Raw genomic sequence first — 25,882 nt, 5'->3', positions numbered from 1 at the left:
CCGTGAGCTGCTCCGTTCGGGCGTTCGTTCGAAGGTTGCCCGTCGGGGTCGATCGTGGTCGTCTCATCCCAGATCCCCCGTAGCCGACCCGCCCCTCCAGCGTACTCGCCGTCACGTGAACCGCCTAGGCGAGGCTGCCGGGCGCGGGCGCATCGAGGAACGTGATCACGACATCGCTCACGAGGTCGGTGCGTGCAAGCCCGAAGAAGTGGGTCGTGCCGGGGAACACGGCGAGCTGCGACGCCGGAACGCCTTCGAAGTCGCCGTTCACATCTCCCCCGCGCAGTTGCAGGAAGCGCACCGCGTGGTCGAGCTTGACCATGTCGCAGTCGCCGACCGTCATGAGGGTCGGGGCGGCGATTCCGCGGATCTCGTCGTCGCTCCATCCGCTCTCGCCCACGTCGTACCGAGCGAGCTTGTCGAGCAGACCCTGCAAGTGCTCGAGATCGGGGTGCGGCGACACGGCGAGGTAGCGCTCCTCCATCGAGGTCCCGGCGATCATGTCCACGGTCATCTCCGCGACCGCCTCCGCATTTCCACCACGATCGCCCTCGGGCCGGAACGACACCGACGACACGATGAGCTTCCGCACGAGGTCGGGATGCTTGATCGCGAGGTGCAGCGCGACGGCCCCGCCGACGCTGAAGCCGAACACGTCGACCCGGTCGACATCGAGATGCTCGAGAAGGCCGACGACATCGGATGCCAGGGCGCCGGTGCCCAGCGGCCGATCGATGTCGTTGGTGCGCCCGTGCCCTTGGAAGTCCGCGGCGATCACCCTTCGGCCGGCCGACAGGCTCGGAATCAGCGCACCGAACTGCTGTTCGATGTCGAACAGCCCGCCGTGCAGGAGCAGCACGGGTGTGCCGCTGCCGCCGCCGTACGACTCGTAGTACATCTGGAGCCCGTTGACCGGCGCGTGTCCGGTTTCGGGTGCTGTCGTCCCTGCGTGCATGTGCAATCCTCCGCGTCGGGTTGGGACCTCTCCCTCCACCTTGACACTGCTGGCAGACTCGTGCCATGACCACGAGCATCGGCATTCCAGGCGGCACATCCGAGCGGCCCGCCCTCTTCTTCTCCGGGCCCGAAGAGTTCCGCGCCTGGCTCGAGACCAACCACGCCACCGAGACCGAGCTGTGGATGGGCCTGTACAAGCGGCACGTGCCCGATCGCGGGCTGACCTGGGAGCAGGCGGTGCCCGAGGCGTTGTGTTTCGGATGGATCGACTCGGTGTCCCAGCGCATCGACGACGACGCGCGTCGCCAGCGCTGGAGCCCGCGAAAGCCTTCGAGCAACTGGTCGAGCGTGAACATCGCCCTCGTCGAGAAGCTCACCGCCGACGGCCGCATGCACCCTGCAGGCATCGCCGCCTTCGACCGGCGGCGCGAAGACCGGACGGGCGTCTACTCGCACGAGAACCCGCATGAGGAGTTTCCGCCCGAGTTCGCGGCACGACTGGCGGCGGATGCCGCGGCGTCCGCGTTCTGGAACGCGGCCACCGCGACCTACCGACGCCAGGTCACCCACTGGGTGCTCTCCGCCAAACAGGAGGCCACGCGCGAGCGGCGGCTCGCGCAGCTCATCGAGAGGAGTGCGGCAGGCGGGCTCGTGTCGTTCCAGCGCTACGGCGAGACGCCGAAGTGGGTGGAGCGGGCCGCAGCGGCGGCGCGGGAGGCCGCGGGGGCGTAGGCGGTGTCGGATGTCACCGCACCGAGCGGATGCGATAGACGACGATCCCGCCGAGCGCCATGATGACGGCCGCGACGATGTACAGCTCGGTGAATCCGGCGACGCTGAGCACGAGCCATCCGATGAGCGCGGCGATCGGCAGGTGCTGAGCCGAGTTCACGATGCCGAGGTCCCGCGCACGTGTGGCCTCGTCGGGCAGCACGTCGGTGAGCAGCGCCTGATCGACGGCGAGGAACAGCCCGTAGCCGATGCCGAGGAGCACGCCGGCGACGATGCTCGCCGACGAGGTCGGCACGAACGCGAGCGTGAGCGCAGCGAGCACCTGCAGGGCCGCCGACACCGCGACGAACGTTCGACGCGACCGGGTGCGGTCGGTGAGCAGGCCCCCTGCCCATGAAGCGAGGCCGCTCGCCACGAGGTAGACGAGGATCAGCACCGTGAGCGCGCTCTCGGGGTTCTCGAGCTCGAGCACGTCCGACAGGAAGTACAGGAGGTACGTCGTGCCGACGAGGTTGCCCGCGTTCACGAGCACCCGGGAGAGCGTCGCCCAGCCGAAGTCGCGATATCCGTGGAGCCATCCGGAACTGCGGCGTCGTTCGGGTCGGGCACGCTGCGCGATGGCGGGTTCGGGGTACGCGAGAAGGAACGGCAGCGGCGACACGAGTGCGATCGCCGCGATCACCGCCCAGCTCCATCCGACGTCCCGCACGAGTTCGGTGACCACGATCATGCCGACCGCGAGGGCGATCACCTGGGGAACACCCATCGCCGCCGAGGCACGCCCCCGCTGCCCGATCGGCACCTGGTCGGCGATCATCGCCGACAGCGACACGAGCACGGCCGACTGGCCGATCGCCACGACGGCGAGCAGAAGCGCGGCGAGCTGCCACGACGTCTGCACGCCGACGAAGGCGAACGGCACGGTCGCCGCGACGAATCCGCCCAGCGCCCAGGTGCGACGCCGGCCGAACCGGGGACTGCTCCGATCGCACAGCCAGCCGATGATCGGCACAGACACGACGATGACGCTGGCCATCTCAGCGATGACGATCGAGCCGACCCCGATCTTGGCGGCCGGGTCGATGACGCTCGCGAGCTTCATGACCATGAACTGGCCCGGCAGCATCATGAGCAGCCAGAAGCCGAACCATGCGGTGCCGAAGCCGAGCAGCCAGCCGCGGCTCACGCGCGAGGGCTCGAGCGACGGCGTCGAGACGGCAGGCGCCGTCTCCGTCTCCGACGGCACGGGGATCTCGGTGGTCACGCACTCAGCCGATCCGCGCGGCGCGCAGCGAGCAGCTCTCGGAGCCAGTGATACGACGCCTTCGGGGTGCGGTCCCCCGTCGTGAAGTCGACGTGCACGAGACCGAACCGCTGGGTGAACCCGGCGGCCCACTCCCAGTTGTCGATGAGCGACCAGACGAAGAGCCCGCGCAGGTCGAGGCCCTCCGCCGGTCCGCCCGGCGCTACGGCCCCGATCGCCGCCCGCAGGTGGTCGCCGAGGAACGCGATGCGCTCGCGATCGTCGACCGTTCCGTCGGGGCCGACCTCGTCGGGGAAGCTCGCGCCGTTCTCGGTGATGTACACGGGCGGCAGCGCCTCGCCGTAGCGCTCCTGCATCTCGCCGAGTGCGCGCACGAAGCCGTCGGGCTTGATCGGCCAGCCGAACCCGGTCGTCGGCACGCCCTCGAACGCCTCGAGGCGGAATGGGAGCCCGGCCATCGCCTGGCTCGTTCCGTCGGGGCTCTCGCCCGACCCGGCACCCGCGGCGACGAGGGTCGGCATGTAGTAGTTCAGGCCGTAGAAATCAAGCGGTTGGTGGATCTGGGCGAGGTCGTCGGCCGGCACGGCATCGAACGCGGCGAGTGCGTCGCCGAGGAACCCCGGCGCCTCCGGATAGCGACCGAGCAGCACGGGATCGGCGTAGACCCGGTTGTGCACGAGGTCGAAGAGCGCAGCCATGGCGTGGTCTTCGTCGGTGTCGGCGGCCGGCGACACCGGGCTGTGCACGTTGGCGATGCCGACGCGACCGGGCACGCCGGCGGCCCGCAACGCCTGGACGGCGAGCCCGTGCCCGAGCAACTGGTGGTGCACGGTGGGCAGCGCGTCGAACAGCAGGCTCTCGCCGGGGGGGTGCAGACCGAGTGCGTACCCGTTCAGCGTCACGGTCGCCGGCTCGTTGATCGTGATCCAGGCGTCGACGCGGTCGCCGAATCGTTCGCCGAGCAGGTGAGCGAGGTCGCCGAGCCGCAGCGCGGTCTCACGGTCGAGCCATCCGTGCGCGTACTCCTCCGGGAGATCCCAATGCGAGATCGTGGCGAACGGCGAGACGCCGGCCTCCTGGAGTTCGTCGAGCAGCCGATCGTAGAAGTCGGAGCCCGCGGGGTCGAGCGGGCCCCGGCCGTGCGGCTGCAGGCGCGTCCACGAGAACGAGAAGCGGTAGGCGTCGGCGCCGAGGTCGCGCATGAGCGCGACATCCTCGCGGTACCGGTGGTAGTGGTCGGCGGTGACCGAGGTGTCGCTGCCGTCGAGGATGCGGCCCGGCTGGGCGGCGAACCGGTCCCAAACGCTCGGCGAGCGATTGCCAGCGCGGCTGGCCCCCTCGATCTGGGCGGCGGCGGTCGCGGTGCCGATCACGAAGCCCGGCGGCAGTGCGCGCGCGAGCGCTTCGGGAGTCGGGTGGGCGGTGGTCTCGTCGAACATCATCGTCTCCCGGGCGGACTGCGGTTTCCGCGACAGCTCAAGTGGGACGTTTGTCCCACTTCGGGCAACTATAGGGATGCTTCGCAGGGGGTGCAAGACCTCCGGACGGTATTCAGGCGGCAGCCGCCTGGCGGTCGAGCGCGTCGAGCGCCTGGGCGATCATGGTGACCCGGTCGGACACCGTACCGTCGTCGCCGGCCCATCCGACCTTGACGCCGAGCCAGTCGACGGCACCGGCCGCGCGTAACGCGTCCGCGACCCGCTGCTCGGTGAGCAGCGACACCGGGTCTCCGAACGGGTGAGGACCCGACCTCGCGAACGGATGGTGCGCATCCAGCCACGGCCGCCCGAACGCGCCCTCTTCGCCCGACGCGCCCGAGAACATCAGTCCGCGAAGCAGTCCCTCCGAGGCAGCGAGTCGGATGTGCTCGGTCACCCGGTCGCCGTCTCGCAGTTCGATCGCGGAACGCCCCCAGTTGATCGCGATGCCGACCGGCGCACCGGCCGCCCGGACGGCGCCGATCTCGTCCTCCAGCGGCAGGTAGCCCTTCTCGGGCTCGTGCCCCGGCACCTCGGCGTCGCAGTGCTCGACGACGAGCGCCGCCCCGTCCCAGTCCCACCGCGACGCCTCTTCAAGGGATGCCGCGAGCGCGGCGGCGCTTCCGAACCGCGCCCTGGGCGCCGAGTGAAGCTCGACGACCTCGACCACCCGGCGCGCGGAGTGGTCGTTCAGGCGGTGCACGTCGCCGCGGAGTCGCTCGAGCGTGGCGATCGCCTCGGCTCGTGCGTCGTCGTCGCGGGAGGCCAGTCCGAATGCGGGCGCCTCGGAGGTGCGCCCGACGGTGTGCCCGATGTCGGTCATGACCGCGCCGAGCGACGACGGCAGGTTCTGCAGCAGCCAGACGTCGTCATGCGGGTGCAGCCTGCCGAGCCACGGAAGCTCGAGCGCGCCCACCCGCGGCATCCCGCCGAGCGCGCCGAGGAAGGCCGCCTCGAGCTCGGGGTTCCACTGCCGGTGAGCAGGGGATGCCGCATACGCCCCCACGACGTAGCGGCGAGGGTTCGAGTCGTGCACGGGTCCTCCTAGACGGTCTGACACCACCTTAGAAGGCTGCCGAGAAGAAGTCCGGATAGGCTATCTGGTCTGGCTAGGCTGGTCTGGCCAGTGGTACCATGACGTGCATGGTTCAGGTCAACGTGCAAGACGCGAAGGCTCAGCTTTCCAAGCTGCTCGCCGCGGTCGAGCGCGGCGACGAGGTGGTGATCGCTCGCAACGGCCGACCGATCGCCCGGCTCGAGCCCATCGCGAGCCCGGCACCACGCGAACTCGGCATCCTGTCGATGTCGATCCCCGACTCCTTCTTCGAGGAACTCCCTGAAGCAGAGCTCGCCGCGTGGGAGCGCTGAATGCGACTCCTTCTCGACACTCACGCACTCTTGTGGGCACTCGCCGTCCCCGATCGGCTGAGCACGAGCGCGCGCAGGCACATCGCCGACCGGGCAAATGAGCTCGTCGTGTCGGCCGCGTCGGCGTGGGAGATCGGCACGAAGGTGCGCATCGGCAGGCTGCCGCACGCCGTGCCGCTCGTGAAGAACTACACCCGACTCGTGGGCCAGCTCGGCGCCACCGCGCTGCCGATGCACCAGGAACATGCGCTCTTCGCCGGCACGCTCGACTGGAACCATCGAGATCCGTTCGACCGGATGCTCGCCGCCCAGGCTGTGCTCGAGAACGCGACACTCGTCACGATCGATCCCGTGTTCGGCGCCATGAAGGCCGTGCGAACGCTCTGGTGAGGAGCAAGGAGGTCCACAGATGACCGATGGCAACGCGGCATCCGCTGCTGCTTCGTCGACTGACTACGCGCGCTTCAAGCTCGACCCGACCACCATCGCGCAGTGGGAGGACGGCGCCCGTACCGACAACCGGCCGGGCACCTACGAGTGGTGGTACTTCGACGCGCACCTCGACGACGGAGCGAAGCTCGTGGTGGTGTTCCAGAACAAGGACATCGTGAACCCGAACCAGCCCCTGTCGCCGGTGCTGCGGCTGAGCCTCGACCTGCCCGACGGCCGCTCGTTCGAGAAGGTGCTGAACCTGTCGGCCTCCGACTGGACCGCAGCGACCGACCGGGCCGACGTGCGGCTCGCCGGCAACCGCTTCGAGGGTGACCTGCACACGTACCGCATCACGGCGAGCGCCGAGGAGGTGTCGGTCGACGTGACACTTACCGGCCAGATCCGACCATGGCGGCCGGCGACGGGGCACATGCTCTTCGGCGCGAACCGCGAACTCGAGTTCGCATGGCTCCCCGCCGTGCCGCAGGGCACCGTAACCGGCAGCCACACCGTCGACGGCGTCACGACGCAGTTCACCGGGGTCGGCTATCACGACCACAACTGGGGCAACGTCAGCCTCGTGAAGATCATCCACGACTGGTACTGGGCGCGCGGCCAGGCCGGCCCGTACAGCGTCATCGCGTCGTACATCACAGCCGTCGAGAAGTTCGGCCACCAGACGATCCCGGTGTTCATGCTGGCCCGCGACGGTGAGATCGTGGCGGATGACGCGTCGCTCGTGCGGTTCGAGACCGAGGGCGTGTACACCGACGACGTCACCGGCAAGCCCGTGGCATCCGTCGTTCGCTACCGTTACCCGCGCGGGGACGAGGAGGTCGTGGTCACCTTCATCCGGGAGCGCGACCTGACCCGGGCTCTCATGGTCGACGAGTTGCCACCGTTGAAGCGCCTGATCGCGCGGCTGGCTCGGTTCGACGGTGCCTACCTGCGCTTCGCCGGACCGATGACCGTGACGGTATTCCGCTCGGGCGAGCAGGTCGAGGAGTTCTCCGACGACGCCATCTGGGAGCTGATGTACTTCGGGCACGCGCGGTGATGGTAGGCATCGCGGCCGATCAGAGCTTGTACCAGCGGGTCATACCTGCCAGATGCTGCGCCACCGCGCGTGCATACTCGGTCTCGGCCGGCCTGAGCTCTGCGAGGTCGAGAACCGACGTGGGGATCACCATCTCCGCGTCGCTCTCGATGGCAGGACTGCGCCACGCCTCCGTCATCGCCGTGCCGGCAACCCGCCGCGCCTGCGTGATGAGTTCTGCGTACGCGGCCCCGAGGGATTCGGACTCCGCCGCAGTCCAGGCCACATAGAAGTTGATGCGCTCCTGCGTGGCGCGGATGAGCTCGGCGATACGCACACGTTCTTCGGCCGGCTTCTCGCTGTTCCGTCGTCGGATGGCGGAGGGATACTGGCGGTACTGGGCGTACGCCGCAAATGCCTCGGCCAGCACCGTGCGGACGCGCGCACGTTCCTCCTGCTTGGTCTTGTTGCGAGCCAAGAGGATGTTGATGGTCGCGGTGAGAAGCGCCGCAACCACGCTGCTGGCGAGGACGGCGGAAAGTGAGAAGACCATGCTCGGCTCGTTTCGCGATCGTTCGTATCAGGAGCGTCAGGTACCTCATCGCCGGTGCTGCCCGACGATGTCTCCCCATTCTCGCGCTGGAGATCAGCTGATCGCGTGGATTCCTCCTGCGATTCCGTTCGGCTCGGGTGGATGGCAGGCCGAAACATGTAGTACACTAACTATTCGTGCCCAATGAAATGAATCCGTTCGTCGGTCGCCCGGGATTCTGGAACCGCGTGAACCGCATCATCTATCCGATCGCGGGCCCCGCGCAGGTCGGCATCGGGTACGGCAAGACCGAAGCGCCGTACGTGCCGCCCGCCGATCCCGCTTGCCCGATCTGCCGCGAACCGATGGCCGACCACATCGTGCAGCGAGGCGACGCCAATACGCCCACCCACGTGATCTGCCCCGGCCGATGAGCGAGACCGCCGTCGGATCGCGGGTCATGCCCGGCGACGACCTGCTGCGACTCGACCAGCAGGTGTGCTTCGCGCTCGCCGTGGCATCCCGCAGCGTGATCGCCCTCTACCGCCCCGTGCTCGAACCGCTCGGCCTGACGCATCCGCAGTACCTCGTCATGCTCGCCCTCTGGGAGCAGAGCCCGCGCACCCTCGGTGGGCTCGGCGCCGACCTGATGCTCGAATCCGCAACACTCACCCCGATCGTGAAGCGCCTGGAGTCCTCGGGCCTCGTCACCCGGGCGCGCAGCACGACGGACGAGCGGGCGCTGTCGATCCAGCTCACCGAGCCCGGGCGGGCGCTTCGCGCCGAATGCCTCTCGGTGCCGAAGCGGATCATCGAACGGCTCGGCCTCCCGATCGACGAGCTCGAGCGTACACGCGACGCGTTGCATCGGCTGATCGACGCCGCGCATCCGGGCGCGAGTTGAGCGTCGAACAGGTCGCGCCCCGGGCTGGCTGGCCGGTCGGGGTCTCCGTCTGGGAGAGTTGACCATGGCCGGCACGCCGAGATCGCCCTCGCCGGAAGACCTCCGAGATTGCCTCGACGAGACCCCGCGAACCGTCTCGACGGCGTTCGGGCCCGTCGAGTACGCCGAGCGCGGAGACGGCGACCCGGTCCTCGCTGTCCACGGCACCCTCGGCGGCTGGGATCAAGGCCTCGTGGGGGCGGAGTTCCTGCGGGTGAACGGGTTCAGGATCATCGCTCCGAGCCGGCCCGGGTATCTGGGAACGCCGCTGGCGACTGGACGAACCTTCGCACAGCAAGGCGATGCCCTCGCGGCTCTGCTCGACGTGCTCGGCATCGACCGCATCCCGGTGTTCGCCGCCTCCGGCGGCGGACCCGCGGGTTACGAGCTCGCTGCGAGACATCCCGACCGTGTCAGCAAGCTCGTCCAGGTCGACGGCGTCTGCATCCCTGGCCCGATTCCCAGGGTGTCGACGAGCATCGCCGCACGGGACAGCCTCGCGCGGGCGCAGCTCTGGCTCCTCCGCCATGCGACGAGACCGACCCTCACGGCCCTCTTCCGGGCCCTCGGCAGCGACTCTCGAGCGGTCGCGTCCGATCGCGCCACGAAGCTCGCGGCGATCCCGGGCCGCACGTCGACGCTCGAGGCGACGCTGCGCGCCGTGCTCGGCGCTGCGCGACGTCGCGCTGGCGTGAAGAACGACTTCACCGTCTTCACTCCCGCGCCGCTGGAGCGCATCACGTGCCAGACGCTGATCGTGCACGCGCGCTCGGACAAGGCGGTGCCGCCGGCCAGTGCCGAGTACGCCCACGCGCACATCGCCGGATCCGAGCTCTACTGGATGGACGGATCGCACGTCGCGTTCGTTCTCGAGGCCGCCGACACTGCGCCGGCCTACGTCGTGAACTGGCTTCGCGAAGCCGGCTGAGGGCGGTTGCGGCGGCATCCGCTGCGATGATGGATGACATGCCCGAGGCCACGCCGACTTCAGCGCGATCGCGCGAGGCGGGCCGGCCGCACGTGCACGGTCTCGTCGTCGATGAGATGACGCGTTGCGTGCACTACCGGACCGAGGTCGACATCGTGGCGATCCGCTTCGCGTGCTGCGGCGAGTACTATCCGTGCCACCGGTGCCACGCCGACACTGCCGACCACCCCGCCGAACAGTGGCCCGTCGCAGAGCGCGACCGTGAGGCCGTGCTCTGTGGCGCATGCGACGCCGAGCTCACGATCGCGGCGTACCTCGCCACCACGGAGTGCCCGGAGTGCGGGGCGGCATTCAACGAGCGCTGCCGTCTGCACACCCACTTCTACTTCGAGGATGAGGGCTGAGCGCGCGCAGCCGTGGGACAGCCGACGGGGCGCTGCAGCTGACTCAGGACGGGCCGCCGCGCCGCCTCGCCGCCGGGTGTTATGGTGCGCACATGTGGGGTCGCCTGTACTTCGCCGTGCAGGCGATCGCCGGAAGCGCCTGGTGGGTCGCGGTGTTCGCCTCGCCCTTCGTGCGCGAGGCGACTCTCGGGAGCCTCGATCCCATGGCCGTCGCCATCCTCGACATCCCGCTCTTCGTGGGCATGTCTGCGTTGGCGGCTCTCGGATGGCGCATCGCGGCCGTCGCCGCCACCGCCTGGACGATCTTCGTCACCGTCGGGTTGGCGATCTTCGCCACGTTGACCTCCGAAGCGGGCTGGGGTGTGCTGCTCATGGTCGCGGCGGCGGTCGGATCGTCGGTCGCACTGAGCCTCATGGTGATCGGACGGGCGCCGACCGAGTGGATCGCCGCGCGCCGCCCGTTCGCGTTCCGCGTCGCCGACGCGAGGGCCGCGACATCCGCGCATCTGGCAGCCACTGCGGTGCAGATCGTGATCTTCTGGGGCCTCTTCCTCGGCGTGCTCCCGCTCGCACTGACCTTCTTCGAGCAACGATGGGCGCTGGCGGCGCCGTTCCCGCCGTTCGCCGCCGCGGCCGGCCTCGTCCTGCTTCTCGCCGCCAGCGCTCTCGGTCTCTGGTCGGCCGCCTCGATGTCGTCGAAGGGCGCGGGCACGCCACTGCCGACGGCGATGCCGAATCGGCTCGTCGTCGCCGGCCCGTACCGGTTCGTCCGCAACCCGATGGCGATTGCAGGGATCACGCAAGGGTTCGCCGTCGGCCTCATCCTCTCTTCGTGGCTCGTCGTCGCGTACGCGATCGCCGGCTCGCTCCTGTGGAACTTCGTGGTGCGACCGCTCGAGGAGGCCGACCTCGAGGCGCGCTTCGGCGACGAGTTCCGGCGGTACCGGGCATCGGTTCGGTGCTGGTGGCCGCGCTTCACCGGCGCGTCAGCCGGCGACCGCGGTCGCAATCGCTCGCTTGCGGCCCCCGCCCGCGAGCCGCTGTCGAGGCGTTGAGGGCCGCGAGCCGGCCGAATGCCTCGGTGAGCTCGGTCGGCCCGACGACATCGATCTCGGCGTCGAAGCGATTGAGTGACGCAGCGAGGGCGACCCATGACCACGATCCGACCTCGAGGCTGCACCGCTCGGGGCCGAGGTCTTCGACGATGCCGTCGCCGGCGAACGGCAGCACTTCGCGGGCCGGCCGGTGAAGGACGACCTTCCCGTTGCAGGGCCACTGGTTGTTCTGCTCGGAGCCCTTGAACCGGGCGGACACGAATGCGGCGACATCGCCACCCGGAACCTCTCGGGGTGCGAAACGTGGCCCAGAGGGGGTGCGCGGAGCGACGCGATCGGCGCGGAAGATCCGCCAATCGTCGTGCTCGAGGTCCCACGCGACCAGGTACCAGCGGCCGCGAGACGTGACGAGGTGGTGCGGCTCCACTCTGCGCGGCGGTGCGGATCGGGCCTCGTCGCCGGGGCGTCGGCTCGCGTAGTCGAAACGCAGCACCTCGTGAGTCCTGGCCGCGGCCGACAACGCGATGAGGACATCCGGGGAGATCGAGGCGGATGCCGCGTCGCCCGGCCGACCGGGGATCGCCGTGAACGCGAGGGCGTCGAGACGATGGCGCAGACGAGACGGCATCACCTGCCGCACCGTGGTCAGCGCGCGCATGGCTGCTTCCTCGATCCCGGCGCCGGTGACGGTTGCCGCCTGGAGGGCTACGGCCAGCGCAATGACCTGCTCGTCGTCGAACAGCAGCGGTGGCAGTTCGCTCCCCGCCTCGAGGCGATACCCGCCGTCGGGCCCCATCGTGGCGTGGATGTGGTACCCCATGGCCCGCAGGCGATCGACATCGCGGCGTACGGTTCGATGGCTGACGCTCAGCCGTTCGGCGAGGACCGCGCCCGGCCAATCACGCCGGGCCTGCAGCAACGACAGCAGATCGAGCAGCCGCGAGGTGGGCGTGGTCATTTCTCAAGCCTAGGCCAGTCTAGGACTGAATCTGTCCTATACGGCTGCGAACGTAGGAGTTGCCAGGGAAACGCCCTGGCGGCCATCTCACGAGGAGCAGACATGAGCATCGCGACGACCACCCACCTCAACTTCCGCGGCGACGCCCGCGCTGCACTGGAGTTCTACCGATCCGTCTTCGGTGGCCAGATCATGATCGCGACCTACGGCGACTTCGGCATGCCGAAGGACCTGCCCGGCGCCGACAATGTCGTCTTCGGTCAGGTCGAGACCGACGACGGTTTTCGAGTGATGGCGTACGACATCCCCGGCCAGTCGGGAGGATCGGCGGGCCAAGCGGGTTCCACGCACCGCCAGAACGGCGCCACCATCACCGATCGGCCGTTCTTCGTCTCGCTGCGCGGCGAATCCCTCGAAGAGGTCCAGGGCTACTGGAACAAGCTCTCGGGCGGCGCCATAATCATCGAGCCCCTCGCCGCCTCGGCGTGAAGCCCCGGCTTCGGCATGCTCACCGACGCCTTCGGCGTCACCTGGGTCATCGACGTCGCCGCGCCATACGACGCGGAATAGTCCGAAGCTGCGGCGCGGTCGACCCCCGAGGGTCACCGCGCCGCCTGCTCGAGAGCCCGGGCTCCCCCTGTCGCGTCATGCCCGACGGGTGCGGGTGGCTTGCTTGACGCCGCCGCGCAACTCCCCCGCATAGGATTATCGGATGCCTCTCTTCGACCATCTCGGCATCTCCGTCCATGATCTACCCCGATCGATCGCTCAGTTCGATCCGGTGATGCAGGCGCTCGGCTGCACGCGACAGGATGCCGACAACGGAGTGTCGTGGCACAAGGGCGAGGAGGAGCTGATCCTCTTCCCCGCTCGCGAAACCAATGGCGGACCGCACCGGCACGGCCGCGTTGGATGGCAGCACCTCGCCTTCGCCGTCGACTCGCGCGCCGAGGTCGATCGCCTGCACGCGATCGCGCTCGACGCGGACTGGACCGCCGTGCGCGAGCCGAAGCCGTACCCGCGGTTCAACGACCGCTACTACGCGTCCTTCGTCGAAGACGACAACGGCATCCGCATCGAGTTCATGCACAACCCGCCGCGGGAAGTCGTCGCGGGCTGACTCGGGCCTACCCGTCGGTTGCGTCGCCGCCGCTCGGTTCAGCGTACTTTCGATGCGCCGCTTGGCGCGAGATTCCGAGCATCATGCCAATGGCCGCCCACGAGTTGCCATTGTCATGGGCCTTGCGGATAGCCGAACGCAAGGCACGCTCTGCGTCGTCGAGCGCAACGCGTGCTGCGACGACTTCGCGAAGGTGCGCTCCGTCCTTCCACTCGATGTCAGCGGAGTTGAGCTCATCGAGCCATTTCTCGACGTCGTTCGGGTTCGTCGTCTTCATGGCTCACCTCAATGCGTCGAAGAACTTGGGTCGTACTCGATCTCGGCATACCGGAGCGCATTCTCGAAGGCGTGCCGGACGTCAGCATCCGCGATGCCGTGTTTTCGAGCGCTCTCCGCGATCCATTGTCATCATATTGTTGACGCTCGTGCAGTCAGTGTCAACTCTCCACAGGTCGTGCGCAGCAGGCCAACGGCGGTGCCTGGCCGGACATCTCGCACCTGCCGGGAAGCAAGCCCGGGTCGATACCGACCACCCACGTGTTCGAGGGGCGGCACCTCCTGCCGCGTCATGCCCGACGTCGTGAGCGTGGAAAGCTTGACGCCATGGGTCAGGAGTCGACGATGAGGGCGTCCGCTGTGAAGATCGTCGGTCGGTTCAGGGCGTTTCCGATGTGGGCGAAGGTTGCGGCCGTCGCCGCCGGTGCGGCCATCGTGCTCGGCGCCGTCTCGATCCCGGTGGCCGCGGCCGCCGTCGACGAGCGCAACCGGCGACTGACCCTCGAGATCGCGGCGAAGGAGGAAGCCGCCGAGCAGAAGGCCGCGGCGGAGGCTGCGGAGGCGCTCGCCGGGGCGAAGGACGCCGCGTCCCGATTCAACGCAGAATTCGACGGGCTCACCGCCTCACTCGCTGCAGCGTGCATCCGGACGCCGCCGCGGCGTTCGAAGCCGCGCGCGTCAAGCTCGCTTTCGCCGTCGCGGACGGCAAGCTCGAGGAGGTGTCGGCGGCGGTCGCTGCCGTCACCGAAGCCTTCGAGCAACTCGTCGCGAGCGCCGAAGCGCAGGCTGACGCGCTCATCAGCGCGAGCCCGCTCGCCGGCGCATCCAGAGACTCGCTCGCCCAAGCCGTCGTCGATCTCGGAACCGCCGACGACGTGAAGGCAGCACTGGCCCGGGTGAAGACCGCCGCGGACGCCGTCGTCGCTGCGCAAGAGGCCGGCAAGGCGGCGGCGGACGCGGCCGCCGCGAAGCAGGGAGCGGAGGAGGCATCCGATTCAGTTGGTTCGAGCGGTGGCGACGCACCTGGCGAAGACCCATCGAACGGCAGCGGCTCGATCGGGCAGTTTCCTGATCCCGGGATCATCGGGATGTGGCCGGGCGAGTACGCGAGTTGCGGCGAGTACCCGTCGGGCCAGGTCGTCACGCGCGATTTCGCCTGGGAAGCTCGCGAGGGCAATACCGTCGACATCTACTACGCCTACACCGACGGCGACTACCAGGCGACCGGCGGCTTCATGCTGCTCGTGTCGGGCGGCGGAACATCGGGCTCGGTCAGCATCCCGAGGACGTGCCCTGTCGGGCCCGGGCCGATCTCCCTCATCACCGTCAAGGCCGTCGCGAACAACGCGAACGGGTCGGCCGCCGCCTACTACTGGGGGCTCTGACGCAGGCCGCGTTGGAGGGTCATCAACGCGACCGGCCCTGGCCGAGCCGTACGCATCCTTCGTCGATGACGACAACGACAACGACATCAGCATCGGCAACGACATCAGCATCGGCATCGGCATCGAGTTCATGTACAAGTCCTCAGCGCTCCTCCGACCGGCGGGATGATTCCGCCGCGAGATTCCGCGCGTGCTCGACGAGTGCCGCAGCCGCCTGCTGTCGTACACCGCTTGTGCCGTACTGGTAGTCGCTCTTGTCGGAGAGTAGCGCTCGTAGGTGCTTTCTCGGGGCCGGATCAGGCTGGGTCGCCTCCCAGAGCACGATGAGCGCATCTTCGTGGTTGCCGCTCCTCGGGCATTCACCGAGGACAACGCCGCAGATCACATCCGACGCCGCGATGCCCGCATTCACGGCATTCGATCCGGCGACCTTCCAGGAGGCGACATCCTCCTCGCCGATGTAGAGGTCTGCGGCGTCGAGGAACTTCCGAGCATCTGCGAGGCGGGCCGCGATTGCTGCGGCACCCATCGGATGCCGCTTCCCGATCCGTCTCGGCATGGTTACACCACCTCCGGCAGTTGTCCAACGAGGACCTCGCTCGCGTGCATCCAAAGATCCACCAGCGGATCGTCGCGGCGAGCCGATTCTCGAAGCGCGCCCTCCCTGATCTGGATGACCTGCGCCGAGTTGCCACTCCAGAGCTCGACATTCCGCGCCAACTCATCGACGAAGTCATCGCCGGCATCCCCCGACGCGCCATCGGGAAGGACCACCAGGAGATCGACGTCGGACTCGAGCGTAGACTCGCCGCGTTCGACGGAGCCATAGAGCACGACGGATGCTCCGGCTGGTGCCGAACGATGTGCGAGGTCGCGGATGCGGCGACGGAGTTCGGGCAGGGAGTCGGCAGCAGCCACGACCGCCGGCCAGAGGAGATGGTCTCGGTTCACCCGGTACAGGGTCTCCGCTTGACGATGGACGGCGAGCACCAGCCCCGTTCTCACCAACCGCGCGAGCCCACCCTGCACGCCTTTGATGCTGACCGAGCCCCCGAGAACCCGTTCGATCTGCCGACCGTTGAGTGAGGCGGACCCTCGCGAGAGTACCGTGAGGACGGCCCCGTCCACTCGGCCGAACATGCTCGCCAGCGGCATGTTGAGTTCCATCGCAAACCTCCACGATTGCTGTGAAATCGACACCGTTGGGATACACGTGATTCCATCAGGAATCAGTTTCCCAGCGAATTCTGACGGGCGGATGCCACGTGGTGTCTGCCGGGACGGGGCGTGGCGGACGTCAGTTGCGCGGTTCCCCGACCTTCGCACGGATCAACGCCGCCAGTACCTCCGGTCGGACGCCGGCCGTGTTCAGCGTCGGATTTCGAACTGCGGTTGCTGCGAGTCGATGCAACTCGCACTGGGCGTCGCCTCTCAATCCCGACCGTTGAGGCTCACCGATGCCCCACCCTCCGATCTCATCGACCCCATGCCCGTAAGCAACCTGCAGAAGGTTGTGAATGTCGACGAGGTCCTTGGACGAGTGGCGCGAGCCGTAGCTCAGCGCTTTCAGGATGAGGGCGTGCTCGACAGCCGGCAGCTTGACGGTCAAGTGCAACCGCGTGTCATCCTGAGTGTCACATCGAGATCGATGAGGATCGGATCTGCGGCAAAAATCAGTCGCAGACCGGGCACCGCGTCGAATCCGCGCCCTCCGAGCTCGACCTGGCGGAACCGGTTGTCGCTCGGTACGAGCACGTCAATCGCGCGGCCGTCTTCAGACTCGTAACGGCTCCCGCGTTTCGGTTGGTATCCGGCGGCGATGAATGCGGTATGCAGCGCCCCGGACGCGGCCACTTGAGTGGAGACGGCCGCATCAGCGTCCGCGGTCCTGCGGATGATCGCGGGTCCGGTCGGAAAGGCAGTGACCAGGAGACCGACCATCTGGCCCCCGACCACACGGGCGTCAGGGATGTCCTCGGTCGCAATTGCGACATCGCGGAGTGCACGGTATGCGGCGTCGTCGGCGTTCGACGTCGACACCGTGACCGCGCGACGGCGGATCACCGGGCAGCCCACTCGCGTGTCAGTTGTTCCACGACCTTCTCGACGGCTTCGTCGGCGTCGGCACCACCGGTGCGCAGAATGTCGTGCGCCACGATCAACGGGTCGGCCGTTGACGGGCGTTCGCTGCCGGCATATGCGGCGGCCGTCGACCACAGGGTCGGGTCCGCCGGTACCCGCAGCTCGAGGGTCCCCCGTTCAACCGTCGTCTGCGCGAAGCCCGCCTCGGCCAGGTCGATCCCTGCAGCGGCGTAGACGATCGCCTTGTGGGGAACGCGCCACGGTGCGATCCAGTCGGCGCCGACATCACCCGACAGCAGCGCGTCCTTCTCGAGGCCCGAGCTCAGTGCCTTCTCCGCTTGGGCGTTGACCGAGTCCAGAGCGAACCAGTTGATCCCGATCCCGCCTGCGCCGGGGTACTCAGCCAGGAACCTCTCGGCTACCGGCCGTGCTTTCACGGCCGCCCATCCGGAAGATTCTCTCGTCACGAGGTCGTTCAGCTTCGACAGAGTCTGCGACACGGCCGCCTGAGTGATCCCGACTTCGTCAGCCAGCTGCGCTTGCGTCCGCGGTTCACGGATGCGGCACAGCACTCGTAGGAGTGCGAACCTACCCCACGGCGCGCGGCGAGAAGACTTCGGAAGCGCCGGCACGGTCGCTGCCGCCGCCAGCGGCCGAAATTCCTGACCGTCGATAAGGACGACTCGATCATCGACTGCGACAACGGTGAGACCCCGCTCGGCAGCAGCGCTTCTCATCGTGGAAGTCAGGCGTGCCACCACATAGAGCAGTTGGCCGCCACCCGCGTGATCGATGTCGCGAGTGATCTGCGACGGTGTCACCGCTGTTTGACGAACCTTCATCTCGACCGGACGTCGTTCGTGCAGGAGTAGGTCGACCCTGGAGGCGCCTTGCACGTCGGTGTCGACACCCGATGCCACGAGCAGGTCGATCGCCCGATCGGCGGTCACCCGATCCATCCGCGGCCCCCTCATAAGTTCTCCTGCATTTCTTAGAATAACTTATGGCAGCATCTTTCATGGAAACTTATATGTCAACTTCTGGCGGCAATTCGCCCATCGAGATGCTCGCCTTCGGACGGATCGTCGGGGAGGCGGCTGCTGCCTACTCGGCTTCGCTATAGACCCAGAACCGGCCGGCTAGGACCGTTCAGGCGGCGCTCCGATATCGGCTCGCTGCTCTGCTCGCATCGGATGGCACAGAGAACGAGTGCGCCCCGCATCGTCCCTCCGCAACAACCGAGTACGCGTCGTACTCGACGAAGCCCGCCTGCTCACCGGCCTCGCCGTCACTAAGAGGGATGACTGGCGACCCGGAGCCAAACCGCTAAGGCCGTGCAACTTCGAGGCGGTCAAGTTTCGGTTCGACCTCGTCAATCAGTGTCAGCCAGCCTCGCATCACCGTCAGCCCGTCGACGAACAATGTCAGGCCTTCTCGCAGAATCCGAAGCGGCTTCCGAAGGTCGCGGGACATCTTCTCAATCGGTTCGATCTGGGCGATCATTTGTGCCACTGCGCCGAGGCCTAATTCCGCCTGTACGACCATGGCCCGGATTGCCGCAAAGAAGCCCTCGAAGTTCGCACGTGCTTCAGGGTCGCGCACGGATTCTTCCGGCGCGCGCGCAATGATGATTCGAACACCCTCGTCAACATCATTCAGCGAGGTCGCAAACTCGCTTCCGAGCGCCCGCACGGAATCCACACGAGTGGACAGTTCTCCCGCGAGATTTCGAGCCACGCGCAATCGATTCGCGAGTGCGGAACTCGGATTCTGGTTGGCGTGGATTTCACTCGTCGCGCTCTGCATGGCGCGTCCAATATCCTCGATGGCGGCACCGACCTGCGTAAGGATGCCTGTCATCTGCGGAAGGGACTCCTCCATGACGCCGAGCTTGTCAAGAGTGCCCGGCTCATCTTCGGACTCCGTTTCCACGGCATCGATATCGAGCTTCGCCGTGGATGCTTCAGCGGCAGAGTTGGCATGAACCAGACGTTCCGCCAACTGTGCCACTGCCCTCCGGTACTCCCCCGTGCCAAGCTCAGCGAACTTCAGCGCTGTCCAGTCCGACCACTGGAATCGACCAACGAGGGTAAGCAATTCGTCGGCCGGTGATTCTTCGTGCAGACCCGCAAAATCGACCCACAAAACGGGTAGCACAAGTTCCTTGAACCCGAGCCTCTCAGCTTGCCTAGCGAAGAAGTTGAGCTCACGTCTGCACTCCTTGCTCTTGAAATATCGCGGCGAGATGATCGGCACGAAGAATGCGATCGATGACAAACTCGCATCGATCTTGGGTCGCCAGTCATCACCCCAAACGAGCTGGTCCCGGTCAAGGAAGAGATTGATCGACTCACCGGTTAGCATTTCGAATTGGGCCGCCACATCCCTGGCTAGCTGGGAGATTCGACCGGACTCGGCGTCGTCGTCGGCATGGACATAAGACCAGAATCCATCGATCGCTGACACGCTAGAAGTCCCAGTCCTCATCCTCAGTGACGACCGCCTTGCCGATGACATACGACGACCCAGACCCCGAGAAGAAGTCGTGGTTCTCATCCGCGTTGGGCGAGAGAGCCGAGAGGATCGCCGGGTTCACGTCGGTGACGGTCTTCGGGAACATCGGCTCGTAGCCGAGGTTCATGAGGGCCTTGTTCGCGTTGTAGTGCAGGAACTTCTTGACGTCCTCGGTGAGGCCGACGCCGTCGTAGAGGTCTTGCGTGTACTGCACCTCGTTGTCGTAGAGCTCGTACAGCAGCGAGAACGTGTAGTCCTTCAGGTCGTCGCGCTTGGCCTGGTCGACCAGTTCGAGCCCCTTCTGGAATTTGTAGCCGATGTAGTACCCGTGCACGGCCTCGTCGCGGATGATGAGCCGGATCAGGTCCGCGGTGTTGGTCAGCTTGGCCCGCGAAGACCAGTACATGGGCAGGTAGAAGCCCGAGTAGAACAGGAAGCTCTCGAGCAGGGTCGACGCGACCTTGCGCTTCAGGGGCTCGTCACCGCGGTAGTACTCCATGATGATCGCGGCCTTGCGCTGCAGGTTCTCGTTCTCGACCGACCAACGGAACGCGTCGTCGATCTCCTTCGTCGAGCACAGGGTCGAGAAGATCGACGAGTAGCTCTTCGCGTGCACCGACTCCATGAACGCGATGTTCGTGTACACCGCCTCCTCGTGCGGGGTGAGCGAGTCGGGAATGAGCGACACCGCACCGACGGTGCCCTGGATCGTGTCGAGCAGCGTCAGCCCGGTGAACACGCGCATCGTGAGCGTCTGCTCGTCGGGCGTCAACGTGTTCCACGACTGCACGTCGTTCGACAGCGGCACCTTCTCGGGCAGCCAGAAGTTGTTCACCAGCCGGTTCCAGACCTCGAGGTCCTTGTCGTCCTGGATGCGGTTCCAGTTGATCGCGTTGACGTGGTCCACGAGCTTGAGCTTTCCGCCAGTGTGTGCCGGGTCGTTGCTTGCCGAGTTCACGGGGTCTGTGAGGGTCATCCGTCTAGTCCTTCGTTCGAGACATCCGAAAGTGAGAATTATTCACTACAGTGTGCAGCTGACGCACATGTCCAGCTCTGTGCCCTCGAGGGCGAGCTGGCGCAGGCGGATGTAGTAGATCGTCTTGATCCCCTTCTTCCACGCGTAGATCTGCGCGCGGTTGATGTCGCGGGTCGTCGCCGTGTCCTTGAAGAAGAGCGTGAGCGAGAGGCCCTGGTCGACGTGCTGCGTCGCCGCCGCGTAGGTGTCGATGACCTTCTCGTAGCCGATCTCGTAGGCGTCCTGGTAGTACTCGAGGTTGTCGTTCGTCATGAACGCCGCCGGGTAGTACACGCGCCCGAGCTTGCCCTCCTTGCGGATCTCGATTTTCGACGCGATCGGGTGGATCGACGCCGTCGAGTTGTTGATGTACGAGATCGACCCGGTGGGCGGCACGGCCTGCAGGTTCTGGTTGTAGATGCCGTGCTCCTTGACGGATGCCGCGAGCTCGCGCCAGTCCTCCTGCGTCGGGATGTGCACCCCGGCGTCGGCGAAGAGCTGCGTGACCTTCGCGGTCTCGGGCACCCACGCGGCATCCGTGTACTTCTCGAAGAACTCGCCCGACGCGTACTTGGAGTCCGCGAACCCGTCAAAGACCTCGCCGCGCTCGATCGCGATGCGGTTCGAGGCGCGCAGCGCGTGGAACAGCACCGTGTAGAAGTAGATGTTCGTGAAGTCGATGCCCTCCTCCGAACCGTAGAAGATGCGCTCACGGGCGAGGTAGCCGTGCAGGTTCATCTGCCCGAGGCCGATCGCGTGCGACTTGTCGTTGCCGTCTTCGATCGAGCGCACCGACGAGATGTGCGACATGTTCGACACCGCGGTGAGGCCGCGGATGGCGGTCTCGACGGTCTTGCCGAAATCGGGCCCGTCCATCGTGAGGGCGATGTTCAGCGAGCCGAGGTTGCAGCTGATGTCCTTGCCGATGCCGGCGTAGCTGAGGTCTTCGTTGTAGGTTGTCGGGGTGTTGACCTGCAGGATCTCGCTGCACAGGTTCGACATGTTGATGCGCCCCTTGATGGGGTTCGCCTTGTTCACCGTGTCCTCGAACACGATGTAGGGGTATCCGCTCTCGAACTGGATCTCGGCGAGGGTCTGGAAGAACTCGCGCGCGTTGATCTTCGTCTTCGTGATGCGCGCGTCGTCGACCATGGCGCGATAGTTCTCGGTGATCGGCACGTCGCCGAACGGCTTGCCGTAGACGCGCTCGACGTCGTACGGCGAGAAGAGGTACATGTCCTCGTTGTTCTTCGCGAGCTCGAACGTGATGTCGGGCACGACCACGCCGAGCGACAGCGTCTTGATGCGGATCTTCTCGTCGGCGTTCTCGCGCTTCGTGTCGAGGAACCGCATGATGTCGGGGTGGTGCGCGCTGAGGTACACCGCGCCGGCGCCCTGGCGCGCGCCGAGCTGGTTGGCGTAACTGAAGCTGTCTTCGAGGAGCTTCATCACCGGGATGATGCCGCTGGACTGGTTCTCGATCTGCTTGATCGGCGCGCCGGACTCACGGATGTTGCTGAGCAGCAGTGCCACGCCGCCGCCACGCTTCGACAGCTGCAGCGAAGAGTTGATGCCGCGCGAGATCGACTCCATGTTGTCTTCGATGCGCAGCAGGAAGCAGGAGACGAGCTCGCCGCGCTGGGCCTTGCCCGTGTTGAGGAACGTGGGCGTGGCCGGCTGGAAGCGGCCGCCGATGATCTCCTCGACCAGGTCGGTGGCGAGCCGCTCGTCGCCCTGGGCGAGGCCGAGGGCGGTCATCACGACGCGGTCTTCGAAGCGCTCGAGGTAGCGCTTGCCGTCGAAGGTCTTCAGCGTGTAGCTCGTGTAGTACTTGAACGCGCCGAGGAAGGTCTCGAAGCGGAACTTCTTCGAGTACGCGAGGTCGTTGAGCTTCTGGATGAACGCGAAGTCGTACTGCGCCAGCACCGCGGGCTCGTAGTACTCCTTCTCGACGAGGTAGTCGAGCCGCTCTTTCAGCGAGTGGAAGAAGACGGTGTTCTGGTTGACGTGCTGCAGGAAGTACTCACGCGCGGCCTCGCGGTCTTTGTCGAACTGGATCTCGCCGTTCGGGCCGTAGAGGTTCAGCATCGCGTTCAGCGAGTGGTAGTCCATCGCGACGCTGGTGCGCGGTGCGTCCATGATCGCTACGCCGTCAGGTGCTGCTGTGTTCGCCGCGGTGCCGGTCGAGACCGCTGTGCCTGTTGTGACCAAAATGCATCCAATCCGTCGTTGACGGCGCGAACGTCGTCGGGGGTTCCGAATACTTCGAAGCGGTAGAGGTGCGGCACTCCCGTCTTCGCGGCGATGATGTCGCCGGCGATGCCGAAGCCCGTACCGAAGTTGGTGTTGCCCGCGCTGATCACGCCGCGGATGAGCTCACGGTTGTGCGGGTCGTTCAGGAACCTGATCACCTGCTTGGGCACCGCGCCCTTGCCGTCGCCGCCACCGTAGGTGGGCACGACGAGCACGTAGGGCTCGTCGACCCGGAGCGGATCTTCACGGGCGTGCAGGGGGATGCGGGTGGCCGGCCGGCAGAGCTTCTCGATGAAGCGCTCGGTGTTGCCCGAGACGCTCGAGAAGTAGACGAGATTCGTCATGGTGCATCCCCTCACGTTCGCTCGCTGAGCCTGTCGGTCGCTGAGCCAGTCGAAGCGGCCGGATCCCTTCGACAAGCTCAGGGAACCTCAGCTGATCAAGCGAGTCGAGATGCGAGTTCGTCGATCTTGTCGGGACGGAAGCCCGACCAGTGGTCTTCGTCGGTGATGACGACCGGGGCCTGCAGGTAGCCGAGCTCTTTGACCTGCGCGAGGGCACTCTCGTCGACTGAGAGGTCGAGCACCTCGTACTCGATTCCCTTGCTGTCGAGGGCGCGATACGTCGCATTGCACTGCACGCAGGAAGGCTTCGTGTAGACCGTGACCGTCATGGTTTCCCCTCGTTCTCTTCGAGCTCCGGAGGAGCCCGCCCCCGTACATTCTTCGGTCCTTCAATACTACATCTAGTGGCTGCTGAACGGAACCGACACAACATGATGTAGTTACATTCGTGTAGTTATCCACCATTCTTTCCACCGACTGTGAAGAATGTATGCCGCGATGACCGGCGGATTCTCGCGAATCACACCGTTGTTATCCACAGCCTGTGCGATCGAGATCTCTTCGCCTGTGGACGGATGCCGGGCGTGTCGCCTGTTGTGCCTCCAACCCTGCCACCACCTACCGACATTCGAACGTGCGCCGCTGCGTGCGTCCGCGGCATCCGCTCGGTGGAGGACGTCGGCGGGTCGGCGTAGCCTGTCGCCCGACGCAAGAGAGGGTCTCATGACCGAGTACGTGACAGCTGCCGACGGCACGCGCATCGCCTTCGACCGCGAGGGTTCCGGGCCGCCCGTCATCCTCGTCGACGGCGCGATGCAGTTCCGCGGTTTCGATCCGGCGACGGTCGAGATGGGCCGCCTGCTCGCGGGGCACGGCTTCACGGTCGTCCACCACGACCGTCGCGGACGAGGCGAGAGCCCAGCGGATGCCCCCATCACCCTCGCCCAGACGATCGACGACCTTCGGGCGCTCATCGACGAGCTCACCGAGGGGGCGGATGACGCGGTCGCACTCTTCGGCAACTCCTCGGGCGGTTCGATCGCACTCGCTGCCGCGGCATCCGGACTGCCGATCTCGAGGCTGGTGCTGTGGGAGGTGCCGCTCGACGACGAGGGCGGCACCGAGGGTTCCGAGTTCCTCGCCGGCCTGCGCAGTCGCGTCGCCGCCGGAGACGGCGACGCGACCATCGAGTACTTCATGAAGGACATGCCGCCCGAGTGGCTCGCGGGCTCGAAGGCGAGCCCCGGCTGGCCGATCATGACGGCGATGGGGCCGAGCCTCGAGCCCGACTCGGAGTCGCTCGCCTGGACCCAGTCCGCGCCGCGGGCCGAACTCTGGGCCGGCATCACGCAGCCCACCCTCGTGCTCGTCGGCGAGGAGACGCTCGACATCATGGGCCCGGCCGCAGACTCGATCGTGGCGTCGCTGCCGAACGCGCGGAAGGGCACGCTCCCCGCAGCCGACCACCGGTGGGAGCCGCGGTCGATGGCACTCGCGATCGCCGAGTTCCTCGTCGGATGACCGTCTCGGTTCGTCGCGCCCTGTGAGCGTGTCGCGTTTGGTCATGTGAGCCTTGCCGCATGTGCGGCGGAATGCACATGAGCAATCTGCGAACACGCTTTCGAAGCCGCGAAGCGCACATGAGCAGCTTGTGACGACGACTACCCCTTCGCGGCCCTGGCCGCCGCCTTCGCCGCCTGCTTCGACGCCCGCACCTTGGCGAGCGACCCAGGATCGACGATGTCGGCGACCGACACGAACGAGCCCTCGTCGCCGTAGTGGCCGGCGGCCTCACGCCACCCCGGCGCCTCGAGTCCGCACTGCTTGCCGAGCAGAGCGAGGAAGATCTTCGCCTTCTGTTCGCCGAAACCCGGCAGCGCCCTCAGCCGCGCGAGCACCTCGGCGCCCGAGGGGTTGCCCTGCGTCCAGATGGCGGATGCCTCGCCGCCCCAGTCGTCGCGCACCGCCGCCGCGAGCGCCTGCACGCGCCCGGCCATCGATCCCGGGAATCGGTGCACGGACGGGCGCTCCTTGAACACCTCCACGAACGCCTCGGGGTCGTAGTCGGCGATCGCCGCGGGGGCGATCGACCCGACCCGAGCGCGGATCTTCTCGGGACCGGCGAACGCGGTCTCCATCGTCACCTGCTGGTCGAGCAGCATGCCCGTGAGCAGCGCGAATGCGTCGTCGCTCAGGAGCTGGTCGGCGGCGGACTCCCCGGTGATGTGCACTGCCATGCATTCATCTTCGCACCGGCACCGCACCGCGACATCCGTTCTGGAATGCGGACGGAAACCGACCGCTTCGTTGGCGAGACTGATGGTATGGCGATTCGATGAACCGGATCGTCAGAAACCCATCTCCGAATGCCAATCGAGGAGCGAACCCATGGACTGGAAGATCGAACTCATCTTCGTGCCCGTCACCGACGTCGACCGCGCGAAGGAGTTCTACGTCGAGAAGCTCGGCTTCAACGCCGACCACGACCAGCGGGTCGGCGAGGGCCTGCGCTTCGTGCAGCTGACCCCTCCTGGATCGGCGTGCTCCATCGCGATCGGCGAGGGGCTCGGCAGCACCATCGAACCCGGCACGCTCGACGTGATCCAGGTCGTGATCGACGACGCCGACGCCGTGCTCGCCGACCTTCGCGCGAAGGGCGTCGACGCCCAGGGCGTCGACGAGCAGGCGTGGGGCCGCTTCATCACGCTCGAGGATCCCGACGGCAATCGCTGGACCCTGCAGCAGCTCCCGCAGTACGGGTGAGCCGGTCTCGCGGCGCGGCCGTGTCGGGCGCCGCGCCGCGCGC

Annotated in this window: 32 protein-coding genes and 1 pseudogene; 14 read left to right on the top strand and 19 right to left on the bottom strand. The window is 66.9% G+C overall.

Going from position 1 to position 25,882, the window contains the following annotated elements; all coding sequences use genetic code 11:
- Window positions 1-124 precede the first annotated feature (124 nt).
- Window positions 125-955, bottom strand: coding sequence for an alpha/beta fold hydrolase (locus tag ACFWN7_RS11135; protein WP_376938875.1), 831 nt, complete (start codon window positions 953-955; stop codon window positions 125-127).
- Between the two features lie 65 nt (window positions 956-1,020).
- Between ACFWN7_RS11135 and ACFWN7_RS11130 the strand changes: the two genes are divergently transcribed.
- Window positions 1,021-1,689 (top strand): YdeI family protein, encoded by a 669-nt coding sequence (locus tag ACFWN7_RS11130; protein ID WP_376938874.1) that lies wholly within the window; start codon window positions 1,021-1,023, stop codon window positions 1,687-1,689.
- Between the two features lie 13 nt (window positions 1,690-1,702).
- Here the strand turns inward: ACFWN7_RS11130 and ACFWN7_RS11125 are convergent, their stop codons facing one another.
- From ACFWN7_RS11125 to ACFWN7_RS11115, 3 genes are all read right to left on the bottom strand, one after another.
- On the bottom strand, window positions 1,703-2,953 hold the full coding sequence (locus tag ACFWN7_RS11125) for an MFS transporter (protein WP_376938873.1): 1,251 nt from the start codon (window positions 2,951-2,953) through the stop codon (window positions 1,703-1,705).
- Complete coding sequence (locus ACFWN7_RS11120; protein ID WP_376938872.1) at window positions 2,950-4,392, bottom strand: glycoside hydrolase family 1 protein; 1,443 nt, start codon at window positions 4,390-4,392, stop codon at window positions 2,950-2,952. The genes ACFWN7_RS11125 and ACFWN7_RS11120 overlap by 4 nt, the downstream gene beginning before the upstream one ends.
- A 112-nt stretch (window positions 4,393-4,504) precedes the next feature.
- Entirely contained in the window at window positions 4,505-5,467 is a 963-nt protein-coding gene (locus tag ACFWN7_RS11115; protein ID WP_376938871.1) for a DUF4862 family protein, read from the bottom strand.
- A gap of 107 nt (window positions 5,468-5,574) precedes the next feature.
- On the opposite strand from ACFWN7_RS11115, the gene ACFWN7_RS11110 reads away from it, so the two are divergent.
- The 3 genes from ACFWN7_RS11110 to ACFWN7_RS11100 are packed head-to-tail and all read left to right on the top strand — an operon-like array spanning window position 5,575 to window position 7,288.
- A complete protein-coding gene (locus ACFWN7_RS11110; RefSeq protein WP_376938870.1) occupies window positions 5,575-5,799 on the top strand; it encodes a type II toxin-antitoxin system Phd/YefM family antitoxin in 225 nt (74 codons plus the stop codon).
- Window positions 5,800-6,189 (top strand): type II toxin-antitoxin system VapC family toxin, encoded by a 390-nt coding sequence (locus ACFWN7_RS11105; RefSeq protein ID WP_376938869.1) that lies wholly within the window; start codon window positions 5,800-5,802, stop codon window positions 6,187-6,189.
- Between the two features lie 19 nt (window positions 6,190-6,208).
- Window positions 6,209-7,288, top strand: coding sequence for a hydroxyneurosporene dehydrogenase (locus ACFWN7_RS11100; protein WP_376938868.1), 1,080 nt, complete (start codon window positions 6,209-6,211; stop codon window positions 7,286-7,288).
- A gap of 19 nt (window positions 7,289-7,307) precedes the next feature.
- On the opposite strand, the gene ACFWN7_RS11095 is transcribed toward ACFWN7_RS11100, so the two are convergent.
- Window positions 7,308-7,820 (bottom strand): hypothetical protein, encoded by a 513-nt coding sequence (locus tag ACFWN7_RS11095; protein ID WP_376938867.1) that lies wholly within the window; start codon window positions 7,818-7,820, stop codon window positions 7,308-7,310.
- 176 nt (window positions 7,821-7,996) lie between these two features.
- Here ACFWN7_RS11095 and ACFWN7_RS11090 point away from each other — a divergent pair, with 176 nt between their 5' ends.
- From ACFWN7_RS11090 to ACFWN7_RS11070, 5 genes are all read left to right on the top strand, one after another.
- The gene (locus tag ACFWN7_RS11090; RefSeq protein ID WP_376938866.1) at window positions 7,997-8,233 is read left to right on the top strand and encodes a hypothetical protein; all 237 of its coding nucleotides are present in this window, start codon (window positions 7,997-7,999) and stop codon (window positions 8,231-8,233) included.
- A complete protein-coding gene (locus ACFWN7_RS11085; RefSeq protein ID WP_376938865.1) occupies window positions 8,230-8,703 on the top strand; it encodes a MarR family winged helix-turn-helix transcriptional regulator in 474 nt (157 codons plus the stop codon). The genes ACFWN7_RS11090 and ACFWN7_RS11085 overlap by 4 nt, the downstream gene beginning before the upstream one ends.
- Before the next feature lie 64 nt (window positions 8,704-8,767).
- Window positions 8,768-9,670, top strand: a complete 903-nt coding sequence (locus ACFWN7_RS11080) for an alpha/beta fold hydrolase (protein WP_376938864.1) — start codon at window positions 8,768-8,770, stop codon at window positions 9,668-9,670.
- A gap of 38 nt (window positions 9,671-9,708) precedes the next feature.
- A complete protein-coding gene (locus tag ACFWN7_RS11075) occupies window positions 9,709-10,074 on the top strand; it encodes a CHY zinc finger protein (protein ID WP_376938863.1) in 366 nt (121 codons plus the stop codon).
- A gap of 92 nt (window positions 10,075-10,166) precedes the next feature.
- On the top strand, window positions 10,167-11,129 hold the full coding sequence (locus ACFWN7_RS11070; RefSeq protein WP_376938862.1) for a methyltransferase family protein: 963 nt from the start codon (window positions 10,167-10,169) through the stop codon (window positions 11,127-11,129).
- Here ACFWN7_RS11070 and ACFWN7_RS11065 read toward each other — a convergent pair.
- On the bottom strand, window positions 11,050-12,087 hold the full coding sequence (locus ACFWN7_RS11065; protein ID WP_376938861.1) for a helix-turn-helix transcriptional regulator: 1,038 nt from the start codon (window positions 12,085-12,087) through the stop codon (window positions 11,050-11,052). The genes ACFWN7_RS11070 and ACFWN7_RS11065 overlap by 80 nt on opposite strands.
- A 102-nt stretch (window positions 12,088-12,189) precedes the next feature.
- On the opposite strand from ACFWN7_RS11065, the pseudogene ACFWN7_RS11060 reads away from it, so the two are divergent.
- Both ACFWN7_RS11060 and ACFWN7_RS11055 read left to right on the top strand, forming a co-directional pair.
- A pseudogene (locus ACFWN7_RS11060) lies at window positions 12,190-12,657 on the top strand (VOC family protein).
- Window positions 12,658-12,799: 142 nt separating this feature from the next.
- On the top strand, window positions 12,800-13,207 hold the full coding sequence (locus ACFWN7_RS11055) for a VOC family protein (RefSeq protein ID WP_376938860.1): 408 nt from the start codon (window positions 12,800-12,802) through the stop codon (window positions 13,205-13,207).
- A 7-nt stretch (window positions 13,208-13,214) separates the two neighbouring features.
- On the opposite strand, the gene ACFWN7_RS11050 is transcribed toward ACFWN7_RS11055, so the two are convergent.
- Together ACFWN7_RS11050 and ACFWN7_RS11045 are read right to left on the bottom strand one after the other, a co-directional pair.
- The gene (locus ACFWN7_RS11050) at window positions 13,215-13,484 is read right to left on the bottom strand and encodes a hypothetical protein (RefSeq protein ID WP_376938859.1); all 270 of its coding nucleotides are present in this window, start codon (window positions 13,482-13,484) and stop codon (window positions 13,215-13,217) included.
- 331 nt (window positions 13,485-13,815) lie between these two features.
- Entirely contained in the window at window positions 13,816-14,082 is a 267-nt protein-coding gene (locus tag ACFWN7_RS11045) for a hypothetical protein (RefSeq protein ID WP_376938858.1), read from the bottom strand.
- A gap of 39 nt (window positions 14,083-14,121) precedes the next feature.
- Between ACFWN7_RS11045 and ACFWN7_RS11040 the strand changes: the two genes are divergently transcribed.
- On the top strand, window positions 14,122-14,868 hold the full coding sequence (locus ACFWN7_RS11040) for a hypothetical protein (RefSeq protein WP_376938857.1): 747 nt from the start codon (window positions 14,122-14,124) through the stop codon (window positions 14,866-14,868).
- Between the two features lie 142 nt (window positions 14,869-15,010).
- On the opposite strand, the gene ACFWN7_RS11035 is transcribed toward ACFWN7_RS11040, so the two are convergent.
- From ACFWN7_RS11035 to nrdH, 10 genes are all read right to left on the bottom strand, one after another.
- Entirely contained in the window at window positions 15,011-15,397 is a 387-nt protein-coding gene (locus ACFWN7_RS11035; protein WP_376938856.1) for a hypothetical protein, read from the bottom strand.
- A 32-nt stretch (window positions 15,398-15,429) separates the two neighbouring features.
- Entirely contained in the window at window positions 15,430-16,035 is a 606-nt protein-coding gene (locus ACFWN7_RS11030) for a nucleotidyltransferase family protein (protein ID WP_376938855.1), read from the bottom strand.
- Window positions 16,036-16,165: 130 nt separating this feature from the next.
- On the bottom strand, window positions 16,166-16,477 hold the full coding sequence (locus tag ACFWN7_RS11025; protein WP_376938854.1) for a hypothetical protein: 312 nt from the start codon (window positions 16,475-16,477) through the stop codon (window positions 16,166-16,168).
- Window positions 16,474-16,932, bottom strand: coding sequence for a hypothetical protein (locus ACFWN7_RS11020; protein ID WP_376938853.1), 459 nt, complete (start codon window positions 16,930-16,932; stop codon window positions 16,474-16,476). The genes ACFWN7_RS11025 and ACFWN7_RS11020 overlap by 4 nt, the downstream gene beginning before the upstream one ends.
- The gene (locus ACFWN7_RS11015) at window positions 16,929-17,909 is read right to left on the bottom strand and encodes a MarR family transcriptional regulator (RefSeq protein WP_376938852.1); all 981 of its coding nucleotides are present in this window, start codon (window positions 17,907-17,909) and stop codon (window positions 16,929-16,931) included. The genes ACFWN7_RS11020 and ACFWN7_RS11015 overlap by 4 nt, the downstream gene beginning before the upstream one ends.
- A gap of 367 nt (window positions 17,910-18,276) precedes the next feature.
- On the bottom strand, window positions 18,277-19,416 hold the full coding sequence (locus ACFWN7_RS11010; protein ID WP_376938851.1) for a TIR domain-containing protein: 1,140 nt from the start codon (window positions 19,414-19,416) through the stop codon (window positions 18,277-18,279).
- A 1-nt stretch (window position 19,417) separates the two neighbouring features.
- Window positions 19,418-20,440 carry a class 1b ribonucleoside-diphosphate reductase subunit beta gene (nrdF, locus tag ACFWN7_RS11005; protein ID WP_376938850.1) on the bottom strand — a complete coding sequence of 341 codons (1,023 nt, stop codon included), beginning with the start codon at window positions 20,438-20,440 and terminating at the stop codon, window positions 19,418-19,420.
- A 45-nt stretch (window positions 20,441-20,485) separates the two neighbouring features.
- The gene (gene nrdE, locus ACFWN7_RS11000) at window positions 20,486-22,618 is read right to left on the bottom strand and encodes a class 1b ribonucleoside-diphosphate reductase subunit alpha (protein WP_376938849.1); all 2,133 of its coding nucleotides are present in this window, start codon (window positions 22,616-22,618) and stop codon (window positions 20,486-20,488) included.
- 5 nt (window positions 22,619-22,623) lie between these two features.
- A complete protein-coding gene (gene nrdI / locus ACFWN7_RS10995; protein WP_376938848.1) occupies window positions 22,624-23,076 on the bottom strand; it encodes a class Ib ribonucleoside-diphosphate reductase assembly flavoprotein NrdI in 453 nt (150 codons plus the stop codon).
- A gap of 95 nt (window positions 23,077-23,171) precedes the next feature.
- Window positions 23,172-23,405: a glutaredoxin-like protein NrdH gene (gene nrdH / locus ACFWN7_RS10990; RefSeq protein ID WP_376938847.1), complete on the bottom strand. Its 234-nt coding sequence runs from the start codon at window positions 23,403-23,405 to the stop codon at window positions 23,172-23,174.
- A gap of 394 nt (window positions 23,406-23,799) precedes the next feature.
- Between nrdH and ACFWN7_RS10985 the strand changes: the two genes are divergently transcribed.
- On the top strand, window positions 23,800-24,597 hold the full coding sequence (locus ACFWN7_RS10985; protein WP_376938846.1) for an alpha/beta fold hydrolase: 798 nt from the start codon (window positions 23,800-23,802) through the stop codon (window positions 24,595-24,597).
- 140 nt (window positions 24,598-24,737) lie between these two features.
- Here the strand turns inward: ACFWN7_RS10985 and ACFWN7_RS10980 are convergent, their stop codons facing one another.
- Entirely contained in the window at window positions 24,738-25,313 is a 576-nt protein-coding gene (locus ACFWN7_RS10980; protein ID WP_376938845.1) for an HhH-GPD-type base excision DNA repair protein, read from the bottom strand.
- Between the two features lie 151 nt (window positions 25,314-25,464).
- Between ACFWN7_RS10980 and ACFWN7_RS10975 the strand changes: the two genes are divergently transcribed.
- Window positions 25,465-25,839 carry a glyoxalase superfamily protein gene (locus ACFWN7_RS10975; protein ID WP_376938844.1) on the top strand — a complete coding sequence of 125 codons (375 nt, stop codon included), beginning with the start codon at window positions 25,465-25,467 and terminating at the stop codon, window positions 25,837-25,839.
- Window positions 25,840-25,882: the final 43 nt, after the last annotated feature.

The organism is Agromyces sp. NPDC058484, assembly GCF_042720415.1.
Lineage (GTDB): Bacteria > Actinomycetota > Actinomycetes > Actinomycetales > Microbacteriaceae > Agromyces.
The sequence above is the reverse complement of the archived record's forward strand: the minus strand, read 5'-3'. Positions and strand labels throughout refer to the sequence as shown.